This is a genomic window from Streptomyces sp. NBC_00448 (assembly GCF_036014115.1).
GTDB lineage: Bacteria > Actinomycetota > Actinomycetes > Streptomycetales > Streptomycetaceae > Actinacidiphila.
In genome coordinates, this window is sequence record NZ_CP107913.1 from 7,965,698 (window position 1) to 7,990,482 (window position 24,785).

The 24,785-nt window shown below is 73.4% G+C and carries 22 protein-coding genes; 14 read left to right on the forward strand and 8 right to left on the reverse strand.

All coding sequences use genetic code 11. The features are described from left to right. Positions 1 to 166: 166 nt before the first annotated feature. The 3 genes from OG370_RS34405 to OG370_RS34415 form a co-directional block, all read right to left on the reverse strand. Positions 167 to 451, reverse strand: a complete 285-nt coding sequence (locus tag OG370_RS34405) for a hypothetical protein (protein WP_328471219.1) — start codon at positions 449 to 451, stop codon at positions 167 to 169. Further along, entirely contained in the window at positions 448 to 2,085 is a 1,638-nt protein-coding gene (locus OG370_RS34410) for a glycosyltransferase (protein WP_328471221.1), read from the reverse strand. Before OG370_RS34410 ends, OG370_RS34405 begins: the two co-directional genes overlap by 4 nt. Before the next feature lie 109 nt (positions 2,086 to 2,194). Beyond that, entirely contained in the window at positions 2,195 to 2,674 is a 480-nt protein-coding gene (locus OG370_RS34415) for a hypothetical protein (RefSeq protein ID WP_328471223.1), read from the reverse strand. A 433-nt stretch (positions 2,675 to 3,107) separates the two neighbouring features. On the opposite strand from OG370_RS34415, the gene OG370_RS34420 reads away from it, so the two are divergent. Then, positions 3,108 to 4,244: a cation diffusion facilitator family transporter gene (locus tag OG370_RS34420; protein ID WP_328471225.1), complete on the forward strand. Its 1,137-nt coding sequence runs from the start codon at positions 3,108 to 3,110 to the stop codon at positions 4,242 to 4,244. A gap of 218 nt (positions 4,245 to 4,462) precedes the next feature. Here the strand turns inward: OG370_RS34420 and OG370_RS34425 are convergent, their stop codons facing one another. Both OG370_RS34425 and OG370_RS34430 read right to left on the reverse strand, forming a co-directional pair. Further along, positions 4,463 to 4,987 (reverse strand): flavin reductase family protein, encoded by a 525-nt coding sequence (locus OG370_RS34425; RefSeq protein WP_328471227.1) that lies wholly within the window; start codon positions 4,985 to 4,987, stop codon positions 4,463 to 4,465. A gap of 47 nt (positions 4,988 to 5,034) precedes the next feature. Next, positions 5,035 to 5,559: a cupin domain-containing protein gene (locus tag OG370_RS34430; protein WP_328471229.1), complete on the reverse strand. Its 525-nt coding sequence runs from the start codon at positions 5,557 to 5,559 to the stop codon at positions 5,035 to 5,037. 134 nt (positions 5,560 to 5,693) lie between these two features. On the opposite strand from OG370_RS34430, the gene OG370_RS34435 reads away from it, so the two are divergent. From OG370_RS34435 to OG370_RS41605, 12 genes are all read left to right on the forward strand, one after another. Further along, positions 5,694 to 6,128 (forward strand): RrF2 family transcriptional regulator, encoded by a 435-nt coding sequence (locus tag OG370_RS34435; protein ID WP_328471231.1) that lies wholly within the window; start codon positions 5,694 to 5,696, stop codon positions 6,126 to 6,128. Then, a complete protein-coding gene (locus OG370_RS34440) occupies positions 6,125 to 7,045 on the forward strand; it encodes a DsbA family oxidoreductase (protein WP_328471232.1) in 921 nt (306 codons plus the stop codon). Before OG370_RS34435 ends, OG370_RS34440 begins: the two co-directional genes overlap by 4 nt. A gap of 574 nt (positions 7,046 to 7,619) precedes the next feature. Continuing rightward, positions 7,620 to 9,194 (forward strand): ABC transporter substrate-binding protein, encoded by a 1,575-nt coding sequence (locus OG370_RS34445; RefSeq protein ID WP_328471233.1) that lies wholly within the window; start codon positions 7,620 to 7,622, stop codon positions 9,192 to 9,194. 31 nt (positions 9,195 to 9,225) lie between these two features. Beyond that, entirely contained in the window at positions 9,226 to 10,287 is a 1,062-nt protein-coding gene (locus OG370_RS34450; protein ID WP_328471235.1) for an ABC transporter permease, read from the forward strand. Between the two features lie 3 nt (positions 10,288 to 10,290). Then, positions 10,291 to 11,181, forward strand: a complete 891-nt coding sequence (locus tag OG370_RS34455) for an ABC transporter permease (RefSeq protein ID WP_328471237.1) — start codon at positions 10,291 to 10,293, stop codon at positions 11,179 to 11,181. Beyond that, positions 11,178 to 12,155 (forward strand): ABC transporter ATP-binding protein, encoded by a 978-nt coding sequence (locus tag OG370_RS34460; protein WP_328471239.1) that lies wholly within the window; start codon positions 11,178 to 11,180, stop codon positions 12,153 to 12,155. Before OG370_RS34455 ends, OG370_RS34460 begins: the two co-directional genes overlap by 4 nt. Before the next feature lie 158 nt (positions 12,156 to 12,313). Beyond that, positions 12,314 to 13,126 carry an ABC transporter ATP-binding protein gene (locus OG370_RS34465; protein ID WP_328474694.1) on the forward strand — a complete coding sequence of 271 codons (813 nt, stop codon included), beginning with the start codon at positions 12,314 to 12,316 and terminating at the stop codon, positions 13,124 to 13,126. A 114-nt stretch (positions 13,127 to 13,240) separates the two neighbouring features. Beyond that, positions 13,241 to 14,581, forward strand: coding sequence for an NtaA/DmoA family FMN-dependent monooxygenase (locus OG370_RS34470; RefSeq protein WP_328471241.1), 1,341 nt, complete (start codon positions 13,241 to 13,243; stop codon positions 14,579 to 14,581). Positions 14,582 to 14,679: 98 nt separating this feature from the next. Next, positions 14,680 to 16,452, forward strand: a complete 1,773-nt coding sequence (locus OG370_RS34475; protein WP_328471243.1) for an FAD-dependent monooxygenase — start codon at positions 14,680 to 14,682, stop codon at positions 16,450 to 16,452. A 179-nt stretch (positions 16,453 to 16,631) separates the two neighbouring features. Further along, entirely contained in the window at positions 16,632 to 17,753 is a 1,122-nt protein-coding gene (locus tag OG370_RS34480) for an LLM class flavin-dependent oxidoreductase (protein ID WP_328471245.1), read from the forward strand. Between the two features lie 76 nt (positions 17,754 to 17,829). Then, complete coding sequence (locus OG370_RS34485) at positions 17,830 to 18,030, forward strand: hypothetical protein (protein ID WP_328471247.1); 201 nt, start codon at positions 17,830 to 17,832, stop codon at positions 18,028 to 18,030. A gap of 163 nt (positions 18,031 to 18,193) precedes the next feature. After that, positions 18,194 to 18,703, forward strand: a complete 510-nt coding sequence (locus OG370_RS41605) for a transketolase-like TK C-terminal-containing protein (RefSeq protein WP_443060916.1) — start codon at positions 18,194 to 18,196, stop codon at positions 18,701 to 18,703. Here OG370_RS41605 and OG370_RS34495 read toward each other — a convergent pair. Further along, positions 18,594 to 20,453, reverse strand: a complete 1,860-nt coding sequence (locus OG370_RS34495) for a phosphatidylglycerol lysyltransferase domain-containing protein (protein WP_443060801.1) — start codon at positions 20,451 to 20,453, stop codon at positions 18,594 to 18,596. The genes OG370_RS41605 and OG370_RS34495 overlap by 110 nt on opposite strands. Before the next feature lie 301 nt (positions 20,454 to 20,754). Here OG370_RS34495 and OG370_RS34500 point away from each other — a divergent pair, with 301 nt between their 5' ends. Beyond that, positions 20,755 to 21,726 (forward strand): hypothetical protein, encoded by a 972-nt coding sequence (locus OG370_RS34500; protein WP_328471251.1) that lies wholly within the window; start codon positions 20,755 to 20,757, stop codon positions 21,724 to 21,726. Between the two features lie 46 nt (positions 21,727 to 21,772). Here OG370_RS34500 and OG370_RS34505 read toward each other — a convergent pair whose 3' ends face one another. Next, on the reverse strand, positions 21,773 to 22,681 hold the full coding sequence (locus OG370_RS34505) for a calcium-binding protein (RefSeq protein WP_328471253.1): 909 nt from the start codon (positions 22,679 to 22,681) through the stop codon (positions 21,773 to 21,775). Between the two features lie 501 nt (positions 22,682 to 23,182). Next, complete coding sequence (locus OG370_RS34510) at positions 23,183 to 24,700, reverse strand: glycoside hydrolase family 3 protein (RefSeq protein WP_328474699.1); 1,518 nt, start codon at positions 24,698 to 24,700, stop codon at positions 23,183 to 23,185. Between the last annotated feature and the right edge of the window lie 85 nt (positions 24,701 to 24,785).

The window sequence follows — 24,785 nt, forward strand, 5'->3', positions numbered from 1 at the left end:
CCAACGGCACGCACCCAGGGGGACGAACCGTGCACAGGCACCTCCGCCGACGCCGACGCGGACGCGGACACCGGTGCCGAGCCGCGATTCCCGGCCGCCTTCGACGAGCTGCTCGACCCGGTCCCCTGAGCCCGTACCAGCTCACGCGCTTCGGTCGGGCGCGGGCTCAGACGGCGGTGCCGGGTTCCTGGGCGGGTACGTCCAGCAGGCGGGCGGTGTCCAGTTCGGTGAGGGCGACCCGGACGTGGGTGGCGTCGGCCGCCGGGTGGGTGCGGGTGACGGCCGCGGTCAGGTCGGGCAGGGTGCGGGTGCCGTCGGCGAGGTGGAAGACGGTGGCGCTCAGCGGGCTGAGGAGGTGGCCCTGCTCGGTGTGCTCGTCGTAGACGGCCAGGCGGCCGTCGGCGGTCTGCTTGGCCCGCAGTCCCTCGCGGCGGGCCCGGGGGCTCTTCATCGGGGGGCTCCTTCGGGCGCGGGCGGCGCGTCGAGTCCGGTGGTGCCGGGGGAGGCGAACGGCTCGTCCAGGTCCTCCACCGCCGGCCCGGTCCGGTGGGTGCGGGTCGCGATGGCCGGGACGGTGCGGTAGGAGTCCGGCCGGTCCCAGCGGGCCAGGTACCGGTCGATGGCGGTGTGCCGCCGGACCCAGCCGGTCATGTCCTCGATCGTGTCCGGCAGTTCGTCGAGGAGGGGGGTGAAGGCGCTGCGGTGGTAGGCGATGGCGTGGGTGGTGGTGATGCCGTCGGCGGGTTCGAGGAAGCGGCGGCCTTCGGTCCGCGGGAGGGGCAGCTCCCCGTCGGCCCCGCCGAGGCAGAGCAGCGACCAGGTCCGGCCGGTGAGTTCGGCCATGGCGTCGCGCAGTACCCGGGTGGCGCCGGGGAGGAAGAGGACGTCGTCCTCCAGGACGAGCAGGGAGTCGAGGCCGTCGGTGTGGGCCTGCTGGAGGGCCTGGCGGTGCGAGAGCGCGCGGCCGACCTGGTGGTCGGCCGGCGTGGCGACGGCGGGCAGGCGGTGGAGGCGCTCGGGGCGCAGGCCCAGCGCGCTCAGCCGTCCCCGCACGGCTTTCCAGCGCTCGGGGCGCTCGTCGAGGTTGATGCAGGTGATGCCGTCGAAAGCGGCGAAGGGGTTGCGCTGTTCGGCCTTGAAGTCGGCCACGGCCCGGGCGACGGCCCGTTCCCCGACGAGGGCGGAGAAGTGGGCGACGGCCTCGTGCGGGCTCAGGCCGAGTTCGTCGTATCCGATGAGGTAGTTGAACAGCCTCTGGTACCAGGCCGAGCCGGTGGACCTCTTCGTGCGGGGGACGTCGAAGCGGTGCGTCCAGCGCAGGGCGGGCAGGCAGACGGTGGTGTGGCCGGCGCGGCGGAACTTCTCGTGCAGGTGGCCCTCCTCGCCTCCGTGGCCGGCGAAGGCGGGGTTGAGCCCGGGCCAGGCCGCGGTGCGGCAGGCGAACAGGCCCAGGCCCTGCATACCGATCTCGAAGGGCGGCGCGCCGGGGTCGATGCCGCGTGGGTCGGTACCCCACACGCCGTACATCCCGCGGTGCCAGCCGGGCTCCCAGTGGGTGGAGACCTTCCGCTGGTCGGCGGAGACCAGCGGTCCCTGGACCAGGTCGCCGCTGTCGGGTTGGGTGTCGATGTGGTCCAGCAGCGCGGCGAGCGCCCCCGGGGCCAGCTGCACGTGGGAGTCCACGCACATGACCCAGTCCGAGGCGGCCTCGCGGAAGACCCGGTCGCGGGCGGCGGTGCCGGTACGGCGGTCGTAGGGGACGTAGCGCAGGTGCGGGACTTCCAGCTCCAGGCGCTTGAGCGCCCAGGCGTGCGGGCCGGCGGGGTGGTTGTCGACCACCAGGACGTTGACCCGGTCCATCACCTCGGCGTGATGGAGCAGCAGGCTGGTGACGGTGAAGTACACGCCGTCGTAGTCGTCGTACGTCGCCATTCCCACCGTGAGGGTGCGGGGCTCCTGGACGGGGCCGGGTCGCGGGCACAGCCGGAAGCGGTCACCGGTGGCGGCCACCAGCTCGCGCAGAGCCGCCAGCCCCGTCTCCTCCGGGGCGTCGGCCCCCGCGCCGGGGGTTCGGTCCGGGGTCATGGCCGCCCTCTCGTCGTCAGCGACCCTCCGGCCGCCGGGCGGTCACCGCCGGGACGGCCGTACGCACCGGTTCCGGTCGACGGGGACGGCCGCGCGCGTGAGGCGGCGGTCACGGCGCCATCGTGGTCATGCCGCAGTCCGTACCGACCGTGATCGCCGCGTGCGCCGCGGCCGTGGTGTGGACACCGTCACCGACCAGGACGGCTTCGTAGCCGTTCAGCAGTTCCTGGATGGTGCCGGGGCCGAAGTTCTCCGAAGCGACGAGGCCGGCGGTGCCGTTGTAGTTGGTGTACGCCTGGCCCAGAAGGCGGCCGCCGGAGGTGTAGAAGCGGACCAGCGCACCGACCAGCGGCTGCCCCGTCACGGCATCCGAGGCGCTCGCGCTGATGTTCTCCAGTTGCAACGAGGTCAGGTTCAGAGTGCCCTGACTCGCCGTCAGGTTCGCGGGCGTCAGGCTTGGGCATTCGTGGCCGCCGCAGACGGGCGACTGCGCCATCGCGGGCGTGGCCGAGGCGACGATGGTCCCCAGGGACAGCGTGGTCACCGCGACGGCCGCGAGTTGGGCGAGCCGGTTGTGTGCGAGGTTCATGTTTCCCTTTCACGGGCAACTCGGGGGCGGCGTGTTCGCGGGTGCCATCTCACCCGAACGGCCCACCGCCCGTATCCGGCAAACGGTCCAAATCATGACGTTGATCGCATCTTTCGTCCCAACGGGTGAACGTCCGCTCCGCAGCTGCATTCGACTCCCGACGATCCGTCGGAGAATCGGCGCCCCCGGAGGTCGGCGCGTCCCGCACACCAGCCCGACCGGCTCGCCGCGCCTCCCGGAGCCCCCCGCGTCGCGGACGTTCGTCGCGGCCCCTGTCAAGAGCCGCTGCCGCCGCCGCGTGACGTGAGCGGGCAGGTCGCCGGGCGGGTCGGCGGCCAGTGGCGACAAAGGAGTTGTTGCGACGGCATCGCAGCAGCTCAGCGCAGGTATCAGGGTGATGGCTGCAATCGGCCGGAGCTGTCACCGTAGGGGCATGGACGCCGGCGAGCACACCCACGGGCACGGGCACGAGCACGGGCACGGCCACACGCATGAGCGCGCGGACGGGCGCGCGGGCCAGCGGGAGCGCGGCCACGAACACGGCCACGGCCACGGCCGCGAACACGGACACGGACACGGCGGTGTGTGGGCCCGGTTCCGGCACCGGCTCGCGCACATGGTCACCCCGCACAGCCACGAGGCGATGGACAAGGTGGACTCCGCGCTGGCGACCTCGCGGGAGGGACTGCGGGCGCTGTGGCTGTCGTTGGGCGTCCTCGGTGCCACCACCGTGATCCAGGTGATGGTCGTCGCGGTGTCGGGGTCGGTGGCGCTGCTGGGCGACACGATCCACAACGCGGCCGACACGCTGACCGCGGTACCCCTGGGGATCGCCTTCGTGCTCGGCCGGCGCGCGGCGACCCGCCGTTACACCTACGGGTACGGGCGGGCGGAGGACCTTGCGGGCATCGCGATCGTGCTGACCATCGCCGGCTCCTCCGCGCTGGCCGGCTACGAGGCGGTGCGCCGGCTGCTGGAGCCGCGTGACGTGACGCACCTGTGGGCGGTGGCGGTCGCCGCGCTGGCCGGGTTCGCCGGCAACGAGTGGGTGGCGCGCCACCGGATCACCACCGGCCGGCGGATCGGGTCGGCGGCGCTGGTCGCCGACGGCCTGCACGCCCGCACCGACGGCTTCACGTCGCTGGCGGTGCTGCTGGGCGCCGGGGGCGCCGCGGTCGGTTGGCGCTGGGCCGACCCCGTGGTGGGCCTGCTGATCACCGCGGCGATCCTGGTGGTGCTCAAGGACGCCGCCCGGCAGGTCTACCGGCGGCTGATGGACTCCGTGGACCCCGCGTCGGTGGACGCCGCGGAGGAGGCGCTGCGCCAGGTGCCCGGCGTGCTCGGCGTCGGGGCCGTGCGGATGCGGTGGATCGGCCACGCGCTGCGGGCCGAGGCGGACATCGTGGTCGACCCGCACCTGACGGTGGTGCGGGCCCACGCGTTGGCGGTCGCCGCCGAACACGCCCTGATCCACGCCGTTCCGCGGCTGACCGCCGCCACCGTCCACATCGACCACGTCGCCCACGGCGCCGACCCGCACGCGGAGTTGCGCCACCACGCCGCGGCGTGACCGCCCGCGGGCGCGCGCCGCTTCGGCCCAGGCGGTCCGCGATGACCGCCTCGGTGGAGGCGGTCATCGCGGCGCAGGTCTGGCAGCCGGGCTGCCTGGGCTACACGCTCTTCCGGCAGCATCAACGTCGACAGCGTCCTCGTCGAGTGACGCGTGGTGACGTGGTGACGTGCTGACGCGTGCTGACCCGTGCTGACGCGTGGGCCGCAAGGACGCTGTCAGGCGCGGGAGTCGACGTCCAGCGCGGTGTGGGTGCCGAACGCCCGCGCGTGGTAGGTCAGGGGCGGTCTCGGCGCGGTCTCGGCGCTCAGGACCCGGCCGAAGACGACCACGTGGTCACCGCCCGTCACCAGGTCGGCCACCTCGCACGCCAGGAAGCCGCTCGCGCCGGGCAGCCTGGGCACCTGGGAGCCGAGGCGCCAGTCGACGCCGCCGAACTTGGCCGGGCCGCCCTTGCGGGCGAAGTTCATCGCGAGGTCCGGCTGCTGCGCGCCGAGGATGTTGAGGCCGAACCTGCGGCTGCCGCCGATGACCGCCAGCAGGTCCGAGCCGCGGTCGAGGGAGACCAGGACCATCGGCGGGTCCATCGAGAGCGAGGTGAAGGCGCTGACGGTGGTGCCGTAGGGGGACGGCCCGGCCATGGCGGTGACCACGGCGACGGGCGTGGCCACGCCGGCCATGGCCTCCCGGAACGCGGACTTCAGGTCCGCCGCGACGTCCGGGCGGGATTCGGTACTGGTCACCAGGGCTCTCCTCTGCGTCGTCGGTCTGCTCGGATCGCTCGGTTCGCTCAGCCGTCCCCGGGACCCGGCTCCGACCCCAGCGCGTAGAGCCGGGGCAGGTTGACCACGATCGCCTCCTGGGTGCTGCGCGCGATGACGACCACGGCCTCGTCGTCGGGGTCCGGGTTCTCCTCCCGGTGCGGCACGAACGGCGGGACGAAGATGTAGTCGCCGGGGGAGGTGCGCAGCCGTACCTCCTGCGGGGTGCCGCCGGAGTCGTCGACGAAGACGAACTCCGGGTGGCCGCTCACCACATGGATCGCGGTCTCGGACTCGCCGTGGTGGTGGTCGGAGGAGGCCGTCGCGGGGGCCACGTGGGTCTGGCCCATCCACAGCTTCTCCGAACCGACGGTCTTCCCGCTGACGGCGGCGAACCTGCGCATGCCGCCGCTCTGGGCGGTGTCGCCGTCCAGCGCGTCGGCGCGGATGTGGTGCAGGCGGGCCCGCAGGGACGACGTCGGCGGGGTCGGGGTGTCGGTGTCGTGCAGGTGGGGATGGAAGCCTTCACCAGGCTGCGTCGGCGGCGTACTCATGGCCGGGACGCTAGGGCGCCGCCGAAAAGGATGTCAAGAGGTGTCTATTAGCCTTCACCTGCGGCAATGTTCCCGCAATGGTCGGTACACAGCGGAAAACCCCGCCCGGAAGGGGCATCGGGCATGATGGGAGCATGCATATCTCCGCGAAGGCGGACTACGCCACGCGCGCCCTTCTGGAACTCGCCAGCGAGCCCGGGCGCCCGCTCAGTTGCGAGGCCATCGCCTCGGCACAGGAGATCCCGTTCCGCTTCCTGAAGTCCGTGGTGGCCGAGTTGCGAAGAGCCGGACTGGTGCGCAGCCAGCGCGGCTGCGAAGGCGGTTACTGGCTGGGCCGGGCGGCCGACGAGATCACCCTGCTCGATGTCGTCCGCGCGGTCGACGGCGAGCTGATCACGCTGCGCGGCGAGCCGCTGGCCGCGCTGGCCTACCCCGGCCCGGCGGCCGGGCTGACCGCGGTGTGGCGGCAGGTCGAGGCGGAGGCCGCGGCGGTCCTGGGCGGGGTGACCCTGCACTCGCTGCTGGCCCCGGCGAAGCGCGAGCGGCCGGCCCGGAAGCGCGCGGCGTGACAGCTGCGCGGCAGCCGGAACCGGCGGTGGAGGTGGTGGAGTACACCGATCCGCTCTGCCCGTGGTCCTGGGGCTCCGAGCCGGTGCTGCGCCGGCTGCGGGTCGCGGTGGCCGGCCGGGTCCGCTGGCGCCGGGTGTACGCCATCCTCTTCGACCACGACGACGACCCGCCGCCCGACCCCGCCGCGGAGACCGCCTGGTACGCGCGCTACGTCGCGGGGATCACCGAGCACACCCGGGCGCCGTGCGCGGTGCGGCTGAGCCGGGTCGCGGCCAGTTCCTGGCCGTCCTCGCTCGTCGCCAAGGCCGCGGAACTGCAGGGCGGCGACACGGCCGAGGCGGTGCTGCGCCGGCTGCGGGAGACGGTCTTCGTGCTCGGCGAGCCGGCCGACACCGCGGAGTTGGCGCTGGCCGCGGTACGCGGCGCGCCCGGCCTCGACCTGCGCCGGCTGGCGGCCGACGCGGCGTCGCCGCGGGTGCTCCGGCAGGTGCGCGCCGACCGCGCGGAGGCGCGCCGCCCGGTGCCCGAGGTGCTCGACCTCAAGGGCGGCTCGCCGCACCCCGGCGTCGCCAAGGAGACCGCCGAGGGGAGCCGCCGCTACGCCCTGCCGACGCTGCTGCTGCGGACGGCCGCCGGCTATCGCGTGGTGCCCGGCTGGCGGACGTTCGAGGAGTACGCCGCGGCCTTCGACGACCTGTGCCCGGGCCTGCTGCCGGCCCGCGACCGGCTGCCGGAGGGCGGAACGCTCTCCCCGGCGGCGGCACTCGCGCGCTACCGGAGCCTGACCGACCCGGAGCGGCTGCTGCTGGCGCAGGGGCCGTGGCCACCGCCGCACGCGGTGCGGGTGGAGACCGGCAACGGCCCGCTGTGGCTGCACCCCGCCGAGGCCGAACTGCATCCCGCCGCCCAGGTGTAGTGCGTCACGTCGGGCGGGGCCGATCCGCGGCCGGGGCGGGGAAGACGCCGGTCCGCCGAATGAGACATCAAAAGGTGTCCATTGACAGCCGCTCGCCGTAGCCCACAAGATGTGCAGCATGCTCTCGACGCACCCTGGTGTGGTGTGCCGCTACGTGGACCTGCGGCGCACGTGCAGCGCCCTCTGTCGCTGACCATCCGTCACCCACGGTTCACCGGCGCCTGACCGCCCCCGGCGGTACCGGCCCCCCCTTCGCGCCGCCGAGCGGCGCCCCCGCCGTTCCGCGTCACCGACGCCGCGCATCGGCGTGCCCCCTTTCCCCGTCCGGCCCGCTTCGCCTGCCCGCCCGGCCCCTGCTCGCCCCTACGCGCCACCGACCCACGCCCTGACCAACGGCCCCTGAAACGTGGTGCGTTGGCGGAGGTGTGTCCCGACGCGTGCTCGTGAGCCGTACCGGCATGCCCGTACCGACCGCGCCGCGGGCCGGTGCGGTCCGGTACGGGCGCCGGGTCCGCCCTCCGCCCTGCCGCTCCTGCCCCGCCCCGGTCGGGAGTGCGTCGACAGAAAGTATGAGATGTCCATACGCATCGCCACCCGCCGTTCCGCGGCGGGTCCCCGCCTCCGCCCCCGTCCGCGGCTCGGCCGTACCCGGCTGGCCGCCCTCTCCGCCGTCCTCGTCACCACCGCGGGCGCCTCGCTCAGCGCCTGCGGCGGGCAGTCCGCGTCCGCGGGCGGCGGCGACACGCTGAAGTGGGCCTCCTCCTCCTTCCCGAGCCACTGGGACCCGGTGGTCAGCGGCAGCGGCGCCCAGTTCCGCGAACTCGCCCTGGTCTACGCCTCGTTGACGCGCACCGATGCCACCGGCAAGGCCGTGCCCGACCTCGCCAGGTCCTGGGAGTACAACGCCAAGGGCGACCAGGTCACCTTCCACCTGCGGCCCGGACTGAAGTTCAGCGACGGCACCGCACTGGACGGCAGCGCGATCAAGGCCGCCATCGAGCGGGCCAAGACGCAGAAGGACTCCGCGCTGTTCGGCGACCTGACGTCGATCAGGTCCGTGGACGCGAGCGGCCTCGACGTGGTCGTCCACCTCTCCCAGGTCGACTACCAGATCCCGCAACTGCTCGGCGAGCGTGTGCTCCAGGTCGCCAGCCCCAAGGCGGCCGCGAACCCGAAGAAGCTGGACCAGAGCCCGGTCGGCGCCGGGCCGTTCACCGTCACCCAACTCGTGCCGGGCACCAAGGTGCTGCTGAAGAAGAACCCGGACTACTGGGACGCGAAGGACATCCACATCGACAACGTGGAGCTGACCTCCGCCCCGGACGCCTCCACCGTCGTCTCCGGCCTGCAGACCGGCGTCTACAACTTCGCCGACATCGCGCCCAGCCAGGCCGACGCCGCGAAGAAGGCCGGCCTCGACGTGTTCGTGCAGCCGGGCTTCAACGCCGAGAACATCAGCCTCAACGTCAACAAGGCGCCGTTCACCGATGCCAAGGTGGTGGACGCCGTCCGCTACGCCGTCAACCGGCAGGAGTTCGTGGACAAGCTGACCTTCGGCTACGGCTCGGCCACCGACCAGCCGTTCCCCCAGGGCTATGTGGCCTACGACCCGAAGTCCGCGGACCTCTACCCGTACGACCCGGCGAAGTCGAAGCAACTGCTCGCCGAGGCGGGCTACCAGCCCGGCGCGATCAAGCTGACCCTGGTCATCCCGGCCGCGGACCCGCAGGCCGAGATCGTCCAGTCGCAACTGGCCAAGGTCGGCATCACCGTCACCATCAAGGTGGACAAGAACTGGGCGACGCCGTTCTTCGCCAAGGACCTGACCTTCTCCCTGTACGGGACCACCGGGCGCGACTCGGCCGTCCAGACGCTCACCGCGCACTTCGGCCCCGACGGCCCGCTGAACCTCAGCACGCCGTACGAGCCGGCCGGCTTCGAGGCGGCGGTGGCGAAGGTCCGCCAGACCAGCATCGACTCGCCGGACTACCCGCAGGTCCTCCAGGCGGCGACCCGCGCGGGCCTGCGGAGCAAGGCGCTGGTCTTCACGTACTCCGCGCCGAACCTCTTCGCCAAGAGCAAGGCGCTGTCGAACCTGCCGAAGAACCCCGGCCACATCGACTGGACCGGCGTGACCCTCGGCCACTGACGTCCACCCAGCACAGAGAGGGGGCAACCCCATGACGACGACCACGACCACGACGACGCCACCGGTGAAGGAGCGCCCGGCACCGGCCGGGCCCGCCCGCCACCGCGGGGTCGCCGCGGCCAGGGCCCGACACACGCTGGGCCGGGTGCCGGCCGCCCTCGCCCGATCCGCCGCGATCTTCGTGCCGGTCTTCCTGGTCGCGACCTTCGTGACGTTCGCACTGCGGTCGCTGAGCGGACTCAGCCCCGCGCGCATCCAGTTGGGCGAGGACGCGACTCCCGCGGCGATCCACCGGGTGGAGGCCCAGTGGGGCCTGAACCAGCCCTTCCTGGTCCAGTACGGGCACTGGTTCAGCGGTGTCCTGCACGGACAGCTCGGCACCAGCTGGACCAACGGCGCCGACATCTCCACGCTCATCGGCCTCGGCCTGGGCGTGAGCCTCTCGATCGCGACCTTCGCGCTGATCATCGGCGTCTGCGCCGGCTTCCTGCTGGGCACGGCGGCGGCGCTGCGGCACACCACCTGGGTGGACCGGGCGATCACCGGGTTCGTCACCCTGATCTCGGTGATGCCGGCGTTCGTGGTCGGCATCGTGCTCGTGGAGGTCTTCGCGGTCGGGCTGCACCTGTTCCCGGCGGCCGGCTACGTCCCCGCGGCGCAGGGCCTCACCCCGTGGCTGGAGCACATCACGCTTCCCGCGCTCGCCCTCAGCTTCGACGTGATCGCCGACGTGGCCCGGCAGTTGCGCACCAGCCTCATCGCGTCCTACCGGGAGAACTACGTCACCGGCGCGATCGTCCGCGGACTGAGCCCGCGGCGGATCTTCTTCGGGCATGTGCTGCGCAACGGGGTCGGGCCCGCGCTCGCCACGCTGGGGCTGAAGTTCCCCGCGCTGGTCGGCGCCTCCGTGGTGACGGAGTGGGTGTTCGGCCTCCAGGGGTTCGGCCGGTTCGCCAACGACTCGGCCCAGTCCGGCGACGTGCCGGCGGTGCAGGGCGTCCTGGTGGTGTCGATCGTGCTCGTCGTCGTCTTCAACCTGATCGTCAACCTGGTGCTGGCCCGCGTGACGCCGGCGTCCCAGCGGGGGGTGTGACGGATGTTCCGCCGCGTACTGTCGCTTCCCACCGGCCGGATCGCCGTGGCGATCCTCACCCTCATCGCGCTGCTCGCCGTCTTCGGCCCGCTGGTGGCGCCGCAGAACCCGCTGGGCACCAGCACCCACACGCTCGCGGCCGGCTCCGGCTCCCACTGGCTGGGCACGGACTACCTCGGCCGCGACGTGCTCAGCCGGCTGCTCGACGGCTCGCGGGTCAGCGTGCTCGGCTCCCTCGAAGTGGCGGTCACCGCCTTGGTGGTCGGGGTGGTCCCCGGCATCCTGTCGGTGTACCTCGGCCGGGTCTTCGAGTGGGTCACCCTGCGGGTGGTCGACACGCTGGTCGCGCTGCCGTTCCTGCTCTTCGCCGTCGCGGTGATCGCGCTGCTCGGCAACGGCATCACCCAGGCCATGCTGGTCACCGGCGTGCTGGTCTCGCCGCTGTTCTACCGGGTCTCGCGCGCCGCCACCTTGACCGTGGCCCGCTCGCAGTACGTGGAGGCGGCGCTGATCTCCGGTGCCTCCGTCGGCTGGGTGGTCCGCCGCCACGTCTGGACCAAGGTGCTCCCGCCGATCGCGGTCGCGCTCGCCCAGACCATCGGCGTCGGGTTCGTCATCGTCTCCAGCCTGACCTTCCTGGGGATCGGGGTCCAGCCGCCCAAGCCCACCTGGGGCGGCCTGCTCGCCTCGGACCTGGGGTACCTCAGCTACCAGCCGTGGGCACCGGTGGCTCCCGCGCTGCTGATCATGGTCACCGTCTGGGCCAGCAACCTGCTCGCCGACGCGATCCGGGACGTCTCGGGCGAGGCGGGCCGCGCGCTGGTCAACAACCGCAAGGTCCGCGCCGGCCGCCGCGACCGGACCCCACCCACTCCGGTCGGAGGCGCGTCATGACGGCACTGTCCGAGAACCTGTCCGAGAGCCCGTCGTCCACGGAGACCGCGGAGACGGAGGAGGCCGCGGAGACGAAGGCGGCGGTGGAGACGCAAGAGGCCACCAAGACGGCCGGGACCGCGGGCACGCCCGGCACCGCGCCCGCCGAGAGCCCCCAACCCGCCACCGTGCTCAAGGTCGCCGGCCTGCACATCACCGACCGGGCCACCGACCGCGAGATCGTGCACGGCGTCGACTTCGAGCTGACCCCCGGCAAGGCGGTGGGCGTGGTGGGGGAGTCGGGCAGCGGCAAGACCCTCACCTGCCGTGCCGTACTCGGCATCCTCCCCGCGCACTTCGAGATCTCCGAGGGCGCGGTCGAGATCGCCGGCACCGACATCGCCACCCTCACCCCGCAGCAGTGGACGCGGTTGCGCGGCGCCACGATCAGCGCGGTCTTCCAGGACCCGGCGTCCTACCTCAACCCGTCGATCAAGGTGGGCGCGCAGATCGCCGAGGTGGTCCGCGCCAAGAACGGGCTGAAGCGGGGCCCGGCCCGGCAGCGCGCCCTCGAACTGCTGCGCGCGGTCCACCTGCGCGAGCCGGAACTGGTCTACGGCCAGTACACCTACGAGCTGTCCGGCGGGATGCTCCAGCGGGTCCTGATCGCCGCGGCGATCGCGGCCGGCCCGCGCGTGCTGATCGCCGACGAGGCCACCACCGCGCTCGACGTCACCGTGCAGGCCGAGATCCTCGACCTCCTGGCCGACCTGCGCGAACGCACCGGCCTGGCGCTGGTGGTGGTCTCCCACGACCTGGCCGTGGTCGCCCAGACCTGCGACGAGGTGCTGGTCATGCGGCAGGGCGAGGTCGTGGAGCACGGCCCGACCCGCCAGGTGCTGCACCACCCGCGACACGAGTACACCCGGCTGCTCGTCGCCGAGCACGAGCAGTACGGCCTGGACAGGTTCCGTACGTCGAAGGAGGCGTCGTGACCGGCGCGCACCCGCAACTCCCGCCCGCCGCAGAGACGTTCGCAGGGACGTTCGCAGGGACGTTCGCAGGGACGTTCGCAGGGACGTTCGCAGGGACGTCCGCCGGGCCGTCCGCCGGGCCGTCCGCCGGGCCGTCCGGCAGTCCGTCCGCCGGGCCGGTGCTCGCCATCGACGGGCTCGAAGTCCACTACGGCCGGCGCCGGCGCCGGCGGCGCGCCCTGCACGGGATCACGCTGAGCGTCGCCCCCGGCGAGACCCTGGGCGTCATCGGCGAGACCGGGTCGGGCAAGTCCACCCTCGCCCGCGCCGTCCTCGGCCTGGTCCGCGCCTCGGCGGGCTCGATCGTCGTCGGCGGCGAGGAGGTGACCGGGTACGGCGCCGGCAAGTGGCGCGCCCTGCGCCGCCGCGGCGTGGTGCAGTACGTCTTCCAGGACCCGCTGCGCAGCCTCGACCCGGACCTCACCATCGCCGACTCGCTGGCCGAGCCGCTGCTGCTGAAGGGCGTCGCCCGCGTCGAGGCGACCGCGCGGATACGGTCCTTCCTCGCCCGGGTCCACCTGCCCGAGGACCTGCTCGACCGGCTGCCCGGCGAACTCTCCGGCGGCCAGCGGCAGCGCGTCGCGGTCGCCCGGGCGCTGGTCACCGAGCCCGAACTGATCATCCTCGACGAGCCGGTCAGCGCCCTGGACTCCGCGAACCGGGTGCAGATCCTGGAGATCCTCAAGGAGTTGCGCGGCACCGGCGTGGCCATCGTGCTGATCTCCCACGACCTGGGGTCCGTCGCCGGGATCGCCGACCGTATCGCCGTGCTCTACCAGGGCGAACTCGTGGAGGTCGGCGCCGCCCGCGACGTCATCGAGGAGCCGCGACACCCCTATACCCGCCTGCTGGTCAGGTCCGCGCCCACCCTGCACACCGCCCCGGCCGAACGGGCCGAGCGCGACGCCCTGCGCGCGCTGCTCGACGCCTGAACCCGCGCCGCTCCGCGGCCACCCCCGAACGGGCCACCCCCCGGCCGCTCAACCGCCGCCCCGCGCCCGCCCCGAGCCCTGCCACCCACGTCCCATCACGGAAGAGGGAGAACCATGTCCCGCACGATCCACCTCGCGCTCCACCCCTACGGCGTCGGCGGCCCCGGCCAGCACGGCCTGTGGAAGGACCCGAGCGTCGCGAAGAACGCCAGCATCGACATCAACTACTACATCCGGCAGGCCCAGGCCGCCGAACACGCGCTGTTCGACGCCCTGTTCATCGTCGACAGCCAGTTCATCAACTCCACCTACCCGGCGCACTACCTCAACCGGCTGGAGCCGCTCACGCTGCTGTCCGCGGTCGCCACCCACACCAAGCACGTCGGACTGGTCGGCACCGCCAGCTCGACGTACAACTCGCCGTTCAACCTGGCCCGCCGGTTCGCCTCCCTCGACCACATCAGCGGCGGCCGCGCCGGCTGGAACGTCGTGACCAGCTTCGACACCGGCGCGTCGAAGAACTTCGGTCTCGAGGAGCACCTCGACTACGCCACCCGCTACGGCCGCGCCCTGGAGTTCGTCCAGGTCGCGCGCGGCCTGTGGGACTCCTACGAGGACGACGCGTTCCCCGCCGACGTCGAGCGCGACGTCTTCCTCGACCCGGCCAAGCTGCACGCGCTCGACCACGTCGGCGAGCACCTCAGCGTGGCCGGCCCGCTCAACCTCTCCCGCTCCCCGCAGGGCCAGCCGGTGATCTTCCAGGCCGGTGTCTCGGAGGAGGGCCGCGACCTGGCCGCGCGGGTCGCCGAGGGCATCTACGCGCCCGGCGGCGGCCTCCAGCAGGCCCAGGAGTACTACTCCGACATCAAGAAGCGCACCGCCGGATACGGCCGCGACCCCGAGCACATCAAGATCTTCATCCACGGCGGCCCGATCGTGGCCGGCACCGAGGAGGTCGCCCGGCGCCGCGAGCGGGAGATCTTCGAGGAGGACGACGACTTCGCGGGCAACCTCGCGCTCCTCGGCCGGTCCTTCGGGGCCTACGACTTCAGCGTGCACGACCTGGACGCGCCGTTCCCCGACGTCGCGCACCTGGCCGAGCGGGGCGGCAGGACCGGCGCGGGCCGGATCATCGAGCGGGCCCGGGCCGAGAAGCTGACGCTCCGTCAAGTGGCAAATTCTGTAAGGGAGTTCCGCCGCTCGCCGTTCGTCGGCACGCCGCAGGGCGTCGCCGACACCATCGAGGAGTGGTTCCACGCCGGCACCTTCGACGGCATCAACCTCGCCTTCCGCACCGAGGCCGAACTCGCCGCCTTCGTCGACGGAGTGGTGCCGATCCTCCAGCGGCGCGGGCTGTTCCGCACCGAGTACGAGGCCGACACCCTGCGCGGCAACCTCGGCCTGCCGGTACCGGCCAACCGCTACACCCGCGAGCGCCAGCTCGTGAACGACTGAGAGGCCGGCCGATGACCGCGTCCGTGGCACCGCTGTCCAGATCCCTGCCCCCGTCCGCCCCCGTCTCCTCGCCCTCCCCCCTTTTCCCGTCTCCGTCCTTGTCCCCGACCGGCGGGCGCGACGTGCACACCGTCCGGTTCCCGGTCGGCACGCCGCCGCGGTCGGTGGACGTGCTGATCGTCGGCGCCGGTCCGGCCGGCCTCGCCGCGGCGGTCGAACTGACCTCCCGCGGCGTGCGGGTGGCCGTCGTCGAACGGGCCCGCACCGCGACGCTGGTCCGGGCCGGCGCGATGGGCCACACCCCGCGCGTGGTGGAGCACCTGCGCCGCTGGGGGCTGCTCCAGCGGGTCCGCGACGCGTGGACCTTCCCCCCGGAGTGGAACCAGGGCATCAAGCTGGTCACCTCGCTGGCCGGGCACGAACTGGTGCCGGTGCCCCGCCCCGACTTCCGCGGCACGCTCGGCGGCGGCCACTCGGCCGACGAGGCGCTGCGCCGACCGCAGACCGTCTTCCAGCACGTCTTCCTCGAACACCTCGCCGAGCGCCGGGTGAGCGTGGCCGGCGGCTGGGAACTGCGCGGCCTGCGCCAGGACGAGGACGGCGTGGACGCCGAGGTCGTCGACGTCGACTCCGGCGAACCGCTCGTGATCCGGGCCGGATACGTCCTCGGCACCGACGGCGGCCGCAGCACCACCCGCCGGCTGGCCGGCATCGAACGGGACGGGGAGCACGCCACCGAGAAGCGGCTGCGCCTCATCGTGCGTACCGGAGACATCACCGAACGGGTCGGCGCCGCGCCCAGCGGCACCAACATCGTCTTCAACCCGCACGCGTCCGGCTTCCTCGCCGCCGTGAGCACCCGCGAATGGCGGGTGTACGCGGGGCCGTTCCCGCTCGAACACGAGCCCACCGAGGAGGAGTTGCTGGCCACCGCGCGGGCCGCCTTCGGCTTCGACCTCGACCTGGAACTCGTCTCCGCCACGACCTTCTACCACGCCAGCCGGATCGCCCGGACCTTCCGGCACGGCCGGGTGCTGCTGGCCGGCGACGCGGCCCACGTACGGACGCCCGGCGGCAACCTCGGCGAGGGCATCGGCGACGTGGTGAACCTCGGCTGGAAGCTCGCCGCGGTGCTCGGCGGCCAGGCCCCGCCCGCGCTGCTCGACTCGTACGACCAGGAGCGCCGCCGGCACAACTGGCGGATCGCCGACCACGCGCTCCAGCGGGCCCGCCGGGCCCAGGCCACCCTCGCCGACATCCGGGCCGGCGGCATCCCCGACGACGCCGACCTCGGCCCGGAGGCCGCCGCCCGCCGGGCCGAGATCGGCGAACGCCTGCGCCGGGACCGCCTCGGCGCGAACGGCGTCACCTTCGACGAGCGGTACGACGACTCGGCCGCGGTCTGGTACGAACCGGGCCAGCTCGACACCGAGCCCGCCTGGCGCCCCGACGTCTACGAGGACGACCCCCGCCCGGGCCACCGGGCACCGGACGGACTCGTGGACCCCTACGGCGGCACCCTCTACGACCGGATCGGCACGTCCTTCGCGCTCCTCGTCCTGACCGACGCGCGCACCGACGTACGCGCGGTGGAACGGGACTTCGCCGAGCAGGCCGCGGCCAGGGCGCTGCCGTTCACGGTCATCCACCTGACCGACCCGGCGGCCCGCGCGCTCTACGGCACCGCGCACGTGCTGGTCCGCCCGGACCAGCACGTCGCGTGGCGGGGCGCGGAGCTTCCGGCCGGCGGCGCGGCGGCGGTCCTCGACCGGGTGCTCGGCGGAAGGGCTCACCGTGCGGAGGCGGAGGCGGAGGCCGGGGCAGACGGCCGGGCGGCCGGACTGGTGGAGGCGGGCGCCGCCGGCGAGTAGGTGGGCGGACCGTGATGCGGGCGGGCCCGCGGCCACGCGAGCCCGCCCGTACACCGATGCCCGTATGGCGACGCCCCTTTCCGTCAGGGCTTCGCAGGCCGCCGCCCGCGCCCTCTGCGAGAATCGGGGCGGCGCCGCCGACGCGGTGGACCCTGCCGCCGGGACCATGGAGGAAGCACGTGCCACCTGCTTCGGAGCCGCTGCGGAAGCTGGGCTTCCTGACCATCGGGCTGTTCGACGAGGCCGATCCGCGCGCGGGCCACGAGTCGACGCTGCGCGTCATCGAGCTGGGCGAGCAACTGGGCTTCGACAGCGCCTGGGTGCGGCAGCGGCACCTCCAGTACGGCATCTCCTCGCCGGTCGCGGTGCTCGCCGCGGCCACGCAGCGCACCAGCCGGATCGAACTGGGCACCGCCGTCATCCCGTTGGGCTGGGAGAACCCGCTGCGGCTCGCCGAGGACCTGGCCACCGTGGACATCCTCTCCGGCGGCCGGCTCAACCCCGGCGTCAGCGTCGGCCCGCCGATGCGGTACGACCGGGTCAAGGACGCCCTGTACCCGGACACGGCCGACGCCGAGGACTTCGGCTACGAACGGGTGCGGCGGCTGCTGTCCTTCGTCCGCGGCGAGCCGGCGACCGCGTCCGGCGCGACCGAGGGCTTCGAGGTGTTCTCGCCACGGGTCCAGCCGCACGCCGCCGGGCTGGCCGACCGGATGTGGTACGGCGGCGCGAGCCTGCGGTCGGCCCGCTGGGCGGGGGAACAGGGCATGAACTTCCTGACCAGCAGCGTCGTCAAGGCGGGGCCGGCCGAGCGGGCGGGGGCGGCCGGCGGGTCAGAGGCGGCCGGCGGGTCCGGGGACTCCGGGGTTCCCGGCGGCTCCGGGGACTCCGGCGAGGCCGCGGCCACCGCCACCTTCGCCGCGCTGCAACTCGCGCAGATCCGCGAGTTCCGCGCGCACCACCCGGCGGGCGACCGGGCCCGGGTCTCCCAGGGCCTCGTGGTCATCCCCACCGACTCCGCGACGCCCGAACAGCGCGCGAAGTACGAGGAGTTCGCCCGCAAGCGGCTGCCGCGCACGGCCGCCCCGCAGGGACCGGCGCGGTTGCTGTTCGCCCCCGACCTGGTCGGCGAGTCCGCGCAACTCGCCGAACGACTGCACGCGCACGCCGCGTTCCGCGAGGTCGACGAGGTCGCCTTCGCGCTGCCCTTCACCTTCGACCACGCCGACTACGTCCAGATCCTCACCGACCTCGCCACCCGCCTCGGCCCCGCCCTCGGCTGGCACCCCGCCGTGCCCTGAACGGGCCGGCCCGCAAGGTCGAGAAGGGGGTGGCGCCGACCGCGAGGGTGGCGTCGAGGGTGGTCGGGTCCAGCACGTGGTCGCGGACGAGGCAGGGGCTCCGGCGATCCCGGCGCGGGACTCGTACGTGGTGGGCACGATCTGCGACTGGCGGGCGGCCGGCGGCGGTGAGCGCTGGTGGATGACCTCGCGGACGCCGGCCATCAGGTGGTCGCCGACGGTGCCGAGCCGGCCGCCGAGCACGATGATGACGGGGTTGAGCAGGCCGGTCGCGTAGGCGACGCCGTCGCCGAGGACCGACCGGATTCAGCCTCAGCAGGCAGGACCTGCCGGTGTTCCCCGACGACGGGGAGGGTTTCCACCCGGCCGCCGGCGCGGTCCGCGGCGGGTACGTCCGCTACGAGGCGCCGTCGCCGGGAGCCGCGGCCGACCCGGACGTGGTGGTCCTCGCCACCGGGTCCGAGATCGCGGTCGCGGTCACCGCGGTCCGCCTCCTCGCAGGCGAGGGCGTCCTGGCGCGGGTGGTCTCGATGCCGTGCCGCGAGTGGTTCGACGAGCAGCCCGCGTCGTACCAGGACAGCGTCATCCCGCCGGCCGTCCGCCGCCGGATCTCGGTGGAGACGGGCGTCCGCCAGGGCCGGCACGACCTGCTGGGCCTGGACGGCCGGGCGATCGGGCGATCGGGGTGGGGGACTTCGGCGCGTCGGCCTCGGCCGCCGAGCTCTTCGAGGACTTCGGGATCACCCCGCGGGGCCGTCGCCGATCCGCCGATCCGGCGGGACGGTGGCGGCGAGCGGCGAGCGGCGAGCCGTAGGACCGGCGGGCCGCCGATCCGGCGGACTACCGGTGCTGGGCGGTGGCCTCGCGCGCCTCGGCGGTGGTGCTCGCGCCCCGGGCGTCGTCCGGGTTCGCCTTCCCGCGCCGACGCAGGCGCGGCCGGGGCAGGTTGAGGAACGCCTCGGCCTGGAGCGCGGCGACGCTGATCCGCAGCAGGTCGCGGCCGGTCGGGTAGACCAGGAAGCGCGGCTCCCACCGCGGCTGGAACTTGGCGTTGAACCTGTAGAGCGACTCGATCTGGAACCAGCGGGACAGGAAGAGCAGCAGACCGCACCAGGCGCGCAACACCGGCCCCGCGCCCAGGCGTTCACCGCGGGCCAGTGCGGCGCGGAACATCGCGAAGTTCAGCGACACCCGGGTGATGCCGAGGTCGGCGACCTGCTGGAGGGCCTTGACGATGAGCAGTTCGTTGAGCCCCGGGTCGGCCTCCCGGTCGCGGCGCATCAGTTCCAGCGAGATGCCGTCCCTGCCCCAGGGCACGAAGTGCAGGATCGCCCGGATGTTCCCGCCCGGCGCGGCGGCACCGGCCTCCGGCTCCTTGTGGGCGGTGACCACCACGCAGTCGCCGTCGCCGCTGCCGCCGAAGCGGCCGAGCGCCATCGAGAAGCCGCGCTCGACCTCGGTGCCGCGCCAGGCCGCGGCCGCGTTGCGGATCTCCGCCTTCTCCGCCTCGGACAGGTCGCCCACCCGGCGCACCCGGCAGGTGTACCCGGCGCGCTCGATCCGGTTGACCATCTGCCGGACGTTGCGCATCGACCGGCCGGTCAGGCTGAAGGAGCCGGTGTCGATGATCGCCTCGTCGCCGATCTCCAACGCGGACAGGTTCGCCTCGCGCGCCCACACCTCGCCGCCGGTCTCGCTGCAGCCCATCGCCGCCGGTACCCACGCGTGCCGGGTGGCGGTGTCCATGAACTCCCTGATCGCGCCGGGCCACGCCTCCACGTCGCCGATCGGGTCGCCGCTGGCGAGCATCACCCCGGACACCACCCGGTAGGCGATGACCGCCTTCCCCGACGGGGAGAAGCAGACGTTCTTGTCGCGGCGCAGCGCGAAGTAGCCGAGCGAGTCCCGCCCGCCGTGCCGCGCCAGCAGCGCGCGCACCCGCCGCTCGTCGGTCTCCTCCAGCAGCGGCACCGGCGAGGAGGGGCGCAGCGCGAGGTAGATGGTGGTGGCCGCGGTCAGCAGGCCGAGCCCGGCGAGCGAGTAGTAGACGAGGTCACTGGTGCGGGTGCTCGCGTACTGGACCGGGCCGCTGATGCCGACCAGGCCGTAGGCGACGTGCTGGAGCCGGTCGGTGAGGGGAGGGGTGCCGATGTCCGTCTTGGGGTGGGCGCTGACGATCAGCAGCCCGGCCCCGAAGCTGAACGCGGTCAGCGCGAGGAAGTTGACCACCGCGCGCCAGCGGGTGCGCGGATCTGACAGTGCGTGGAACTCGCGGTGCGCGATCAGCAGCAGGACGAACAGCACCACGGTGACCATGGCCGGAACCCGCTGGTGCCAGCGCAGCGCCTCCAGTACCGCGCCGGTCGGCAGCAGGACCATCACCGCGCGCCAGGCGCGCCGCTTCCGGCGGCGCAGGGCGTGCGCGAGCATCACCATCAGCACGCCCACGATCAGCGAGGCCGCCGTCGCCAGCGTGGACACCACGCCCGGCAGCGCCACCGCCAGGGTCTGCACCCGCGCCCGGCGCATGTGCGGGAAGATCGCCGCGAGGACGTCCAGCACCCCTGCCAGCAGGCACAGATAACCGGCCACCGCCGGAACCCAGTCGTATCGGAAGAGCCGAATCCTGTTCCCGACGGAGCGGATGCCGGATGCCGCGGAGCCATTCACGAGCACAGCGTACGGCGTGCCGACGCCCATGACAGCCACCCGTTCGGCCCAGGCTCCGCCCGGATACGAGCAGGTCGGGCGGCCGTCGCCGGCCGAGCTGCGACAACTCCCGGGCGTGGCGAGGCCGCCGGGTGCGGCCGGACGCGCACCCTGGCCGGAAACCGGCGCTCGCCGCCCCGAACGCCCCCGTGCCTGGCCCCTATATGTAACCCCTGTGTGTGCGCCATGTAGCCGGGGGGTTAGATTCCGATGGGCACGATCGCGGACGCGGCGGTTGCTGGGAGGGGCATTGATCCGGCGAGACAGACAGGTGTACCCGCTCCGCGCAGGCGTGGCAGCAGCAACGTTCCTGTGGCGCACGCTGCGTCGCGAGTGGCAGGGCGTCATCGCCGATCCGGTGCGGCAACTGACCCGGCGAGGCCCGTCCGGACTCCTGCTGGCCTGCGTCGCCGCGTTCGGCGTCATCTTCTTCCACGACCTGGCGCAGCGTCAGGCCGGCGCCGTGGCCGTACGGATACTGGGCGGCGTCTACGGCAGCCTCCCGCTGTGGCTGGAACTGCTGCGCACGCCGGTGTCGCTGTACGTCCCGGCGCTCGACCTGCCGGTGTGGGCGGGCATCACCCAGCTCTTCCTCGCCTTCGCGCTGGCCGAGTTGGCGCTCGGCCGGCTCAGGACCCTGTTCATCGCCTACGCGACGACGCTGGCCGGCACGCTCACCGTCCGGGTGATGATCGCGATGGGACCGGGCTGGTGGCGGCTGGGGCTGCCGCCGCAGACCGGGCAGGTGCTCGACACCGGGCCGTCGGCCGCGGTGGTCGGCCTGTTCACCTACATCTCCGTCATCCGCCGCGCCCCGATCGTCTTCGCGCTCACCGGCGGGTCCATGGTGTGGGAGTCGATCGCCGATCCCAACCTGGCCGGGCGCGAGCACCTCATCGCCGTGGCCACCGCGATGATCCTGGGCCTGTGCCACGGGCGCGGCCGGTGGTGGCCGGCGTTGAGGGCCCGGGGCGCGTCATGGCGGCATCCGATCGGTCCCGCGCCGCGGCCGGCCGCGGCCCTCTGCGGGCGCCCGGCGGTCCCCACCGCGCCCAGGGCGGGCGCGCCGCGCGGCGCGCCGGCTCCGGCGGGGCAGGCGCTGGGCACGCCCCGCGCGGCGGCGTCCGTGCCCGCGCCGGCCCCGGCCGCGGAGGCCGGCGGCGCCGCCTTGCGCCCGGGCGGCGGCGCGTCCGCCACGAGCCCGGCGGTTCGGGTCGATCCGCGGAGGGATCGCGACGGCCGGGGCGACCGGGACACCGGCTGACCTGGCGAGTTCAGCAGCGGCGGGGGCGCCGGGCGGAGCCGGCGGCTCAGTCCTGGTGGACGGTGTTCTTGCCGGGGCCGCCGGAGAGGACGTCCTTGCCGGGGCCGCCGTACAGCGCGTCGTCGCCGCTGTTCCCGTAGATCGTGTCGACACCGCTGTTGCCGTAGAGGGTGTCGTCGCCCTTGCCGCCGTACAGGAAGTCGTCGCCCTTCCCGCCGTAGATCCTGTCGTCGCCGTCGCCGCCGGACAGGTTCTGCCGTCCGTCGCCGCCGTGGATGACATCGTTGCCGGTACCGCCGTCGGCGGCGGCGTCGGTGCCGCTGGAGTAGATGGTGTCGTTTCCCGTGCCGCCCTGCGCGATGCTGCCCGCACCGGCGTGGATGGTGTCGTTGCCGTCGCCGCCGAGCACCACCGTGTCCGGGCCCACCGTCAGGTTGTCGTCGTCGGCGCCGCCGTTGACGCTGTCGCCGCCCACGCGGCCGGTCTCGGTGTAGGTGTCCTTGCCGGCGCCCAGGTCGAACGAGGCGAAGTAGTACGCCTGGTTGGTGGTGTTGTCGTACGCGGCGGTGTCGGCGCCGTCGCCGAGGTCGACCTTCAAGGTCGGGTACGGGTCCTCCGTGTCGTAGGTGGTGACCGTGCAGGAGACCTTGGTGTGGTCCGTGCCGCTGGGATAGGTGCAGCCGTCGCCGGCTGTGATCGGGACCGCGTCGTCGATCACGTAGGTGATGTCGCTCAGGGTCGTGGTCGAGCTGGTGATCGTCACCTTGTTGGTCTGGCCGGGGGCGGCCGTGTAGTCGATCGCCTGGTCACTCGCGTTGTACGCGGCGGTCGCCGACGGTGTGGCGGCGCCGGCCGGACCTGCGGCGAGGAGCGGGGCGGCCAGACCGGTACCGAGCGTGAGGGTCAGCGCCGACGCGGTACGGAGGGCCCGGCGGCCGGAGAAGGGGGAGGACATGGTCACAACCTCACTGAAGGGTAGGGGACTTACGGATGCATAGGACTCCGGGTGTCGGGGGTTGGTTGTATGCGGGTGGGTTCGGAATATGCGGACGGGGTCCGCGCTCCGGCGGGGAACATGCCGTTGAACTGGGGTGTTGTGCTGGGCATCCGCGGGGCGGAGTATTCCATTAAGCCCTGATTCAGCGGGAATTCATGCGGGCGGAAACGGTGGAGGGCGTGAATTCCCTTGTGGGTGAAGGGTTTTGGCGGGCGCATTCCGCGGACATCGGGTGCGGGCGGAGGGCGACGCGGCGGCCTTCCGGGGGTGGTGACAGCCGGTCACCGCGAGGTGTCCGGTTCGCGGTTTCTGAGACGACGGGGCCGACCCTCGCCGACCTCGCAGGCATCGCCGACGGCAGCGCGAAGGGGCCGCGACGTCGTGGACGTCGGGGCCCCTGCCGTGTCCGGCGGGCCGGGCGCTCGCCGGCCGGGCGGTTCCCGGGTGGCTGTCGCGGGGTTACCGGGTGGGGACGCCGGCGAGTACCTCGGCCGCGGCCACACCGGACGCCGCGGTGGCGCCGTGCGTGAAGACCCGGACCGCACCGGCCCCGGAGTCGTCCGGCAGCCCCATCTCGACCACGACCGCGTCCGGACGTGCCTCGGTGAGGTCGGTCAGGGCCTTGCCCATCCACTTGTTGCGCGCCGCGTCCCGGACGACGACGACCAGCGGGCGGCCGGCGGCGGGCGCGAGGGCGTGCTCGTCGAGGACCGCGGGGTGGTCGGTCAGCTGCTGCGGGTGCACCCGGACGAAGGTGGTTCCGGGCAGGCGCTCGCGCAGCGGTACGGCGACGCCCCAGGGGGTCTCCTTGCCGATCGCCAGGTTGGTGGACGGCACCAGCTCCACCACGTGCGGCGCGGCGGGCAGCGGCAGCGCCGTGTCCGCGGGACCGCTGACCCGTATCGCGCGCCGGGCGGCGGTGAAGCCGATGTCGCCGCTGACCGGGTCGACCGGCACCGCGCGGGCCAGTCCGCTCGACCAGTCGGCGAACTCCCGTACCCGCCGCGACGCTTCGGCCAGCCGGGCCTCGGTCAGACCGCCGGAGCGGACGGCACCGGTGAGCGCACCGGCGAGCAGCTCGAAGGTGTCCTCGCCGGCGTGCTCCCCGCCGACGCAGATGGCGTCGGCACCGGCCGCGATCGCCCGTACCGTGGCGCCGTCGATGCCGTACCGGTCGGTGACCGCGCCCATCTCGATCGCGTCGGTGACGATCAGGCCGTCGAAGCCGAGTTCCTTGCGGAGCAGGCCGTCCAGGATGCGGCTGCTGAGGGTGGCCGGGACGTGCGGGTCGTAGGCCGGCACCAGCAGGTGCCCGCTCATCACCGCGCGCACGCCCGCCTCGATCGCGGCCCGGAACGGCGGCAGCGCCTGCGCGGCGATGGTGTCGAGGTCCGCGTCGTAACTGGGCAGGCCGTGGTGGGAGTCGACGGCGACGTCGCCGTGCCCGGGGAAGTGCTTGGCGCAGGCGGCGACGCCGCCCGACTGGAGGCCGCGGACCCAGGCGGCGGCATGCCGGGCCACCCGGTCGGGTTCGACGCCGAAGGACCTGACCCCGATGATCGGGTTGTCCGGGTTGGAGTTGACGTCCACGCTGGGCGCGTAGTCGAGGCTCACCCCGGCGGCGTGCAACTCGCGGGCCAGGTCGCGGGAGACGGCCTCGGTCAGCGTGACGTCGTCGACCGCGCCGAGCGCGAAGCTGCCCGGCCGGGTGGAGCCGGTGGACGACTCGATCCGGGTGACGTCGCCCGCCTCCTCGTCGATCGCGATGATCAACGACGCGTTCTCCGCGCGTAGTTGGGCGGTCAACCGGGCGACCTGCTGGGGCGAGGCGATATTGCGGGAGAAGAGCACGACGGATGACAGACCGTCAGCGATGGCCCGCAGCACCCAGTCCGGTGCCTCCGTGCCGACGAATCCCGGCTGGAGGACGGAGAGCGCGAGAGCTCGCAACTCGTTGCTCTGCTTGCTGGTGGACACCAACTTGCTGGCGGACATCAACGGGGCCTTTCCGTGGGGCCGACGCACTGACCGCATCCGGCGGTGATTGGTACAGACCAACGGA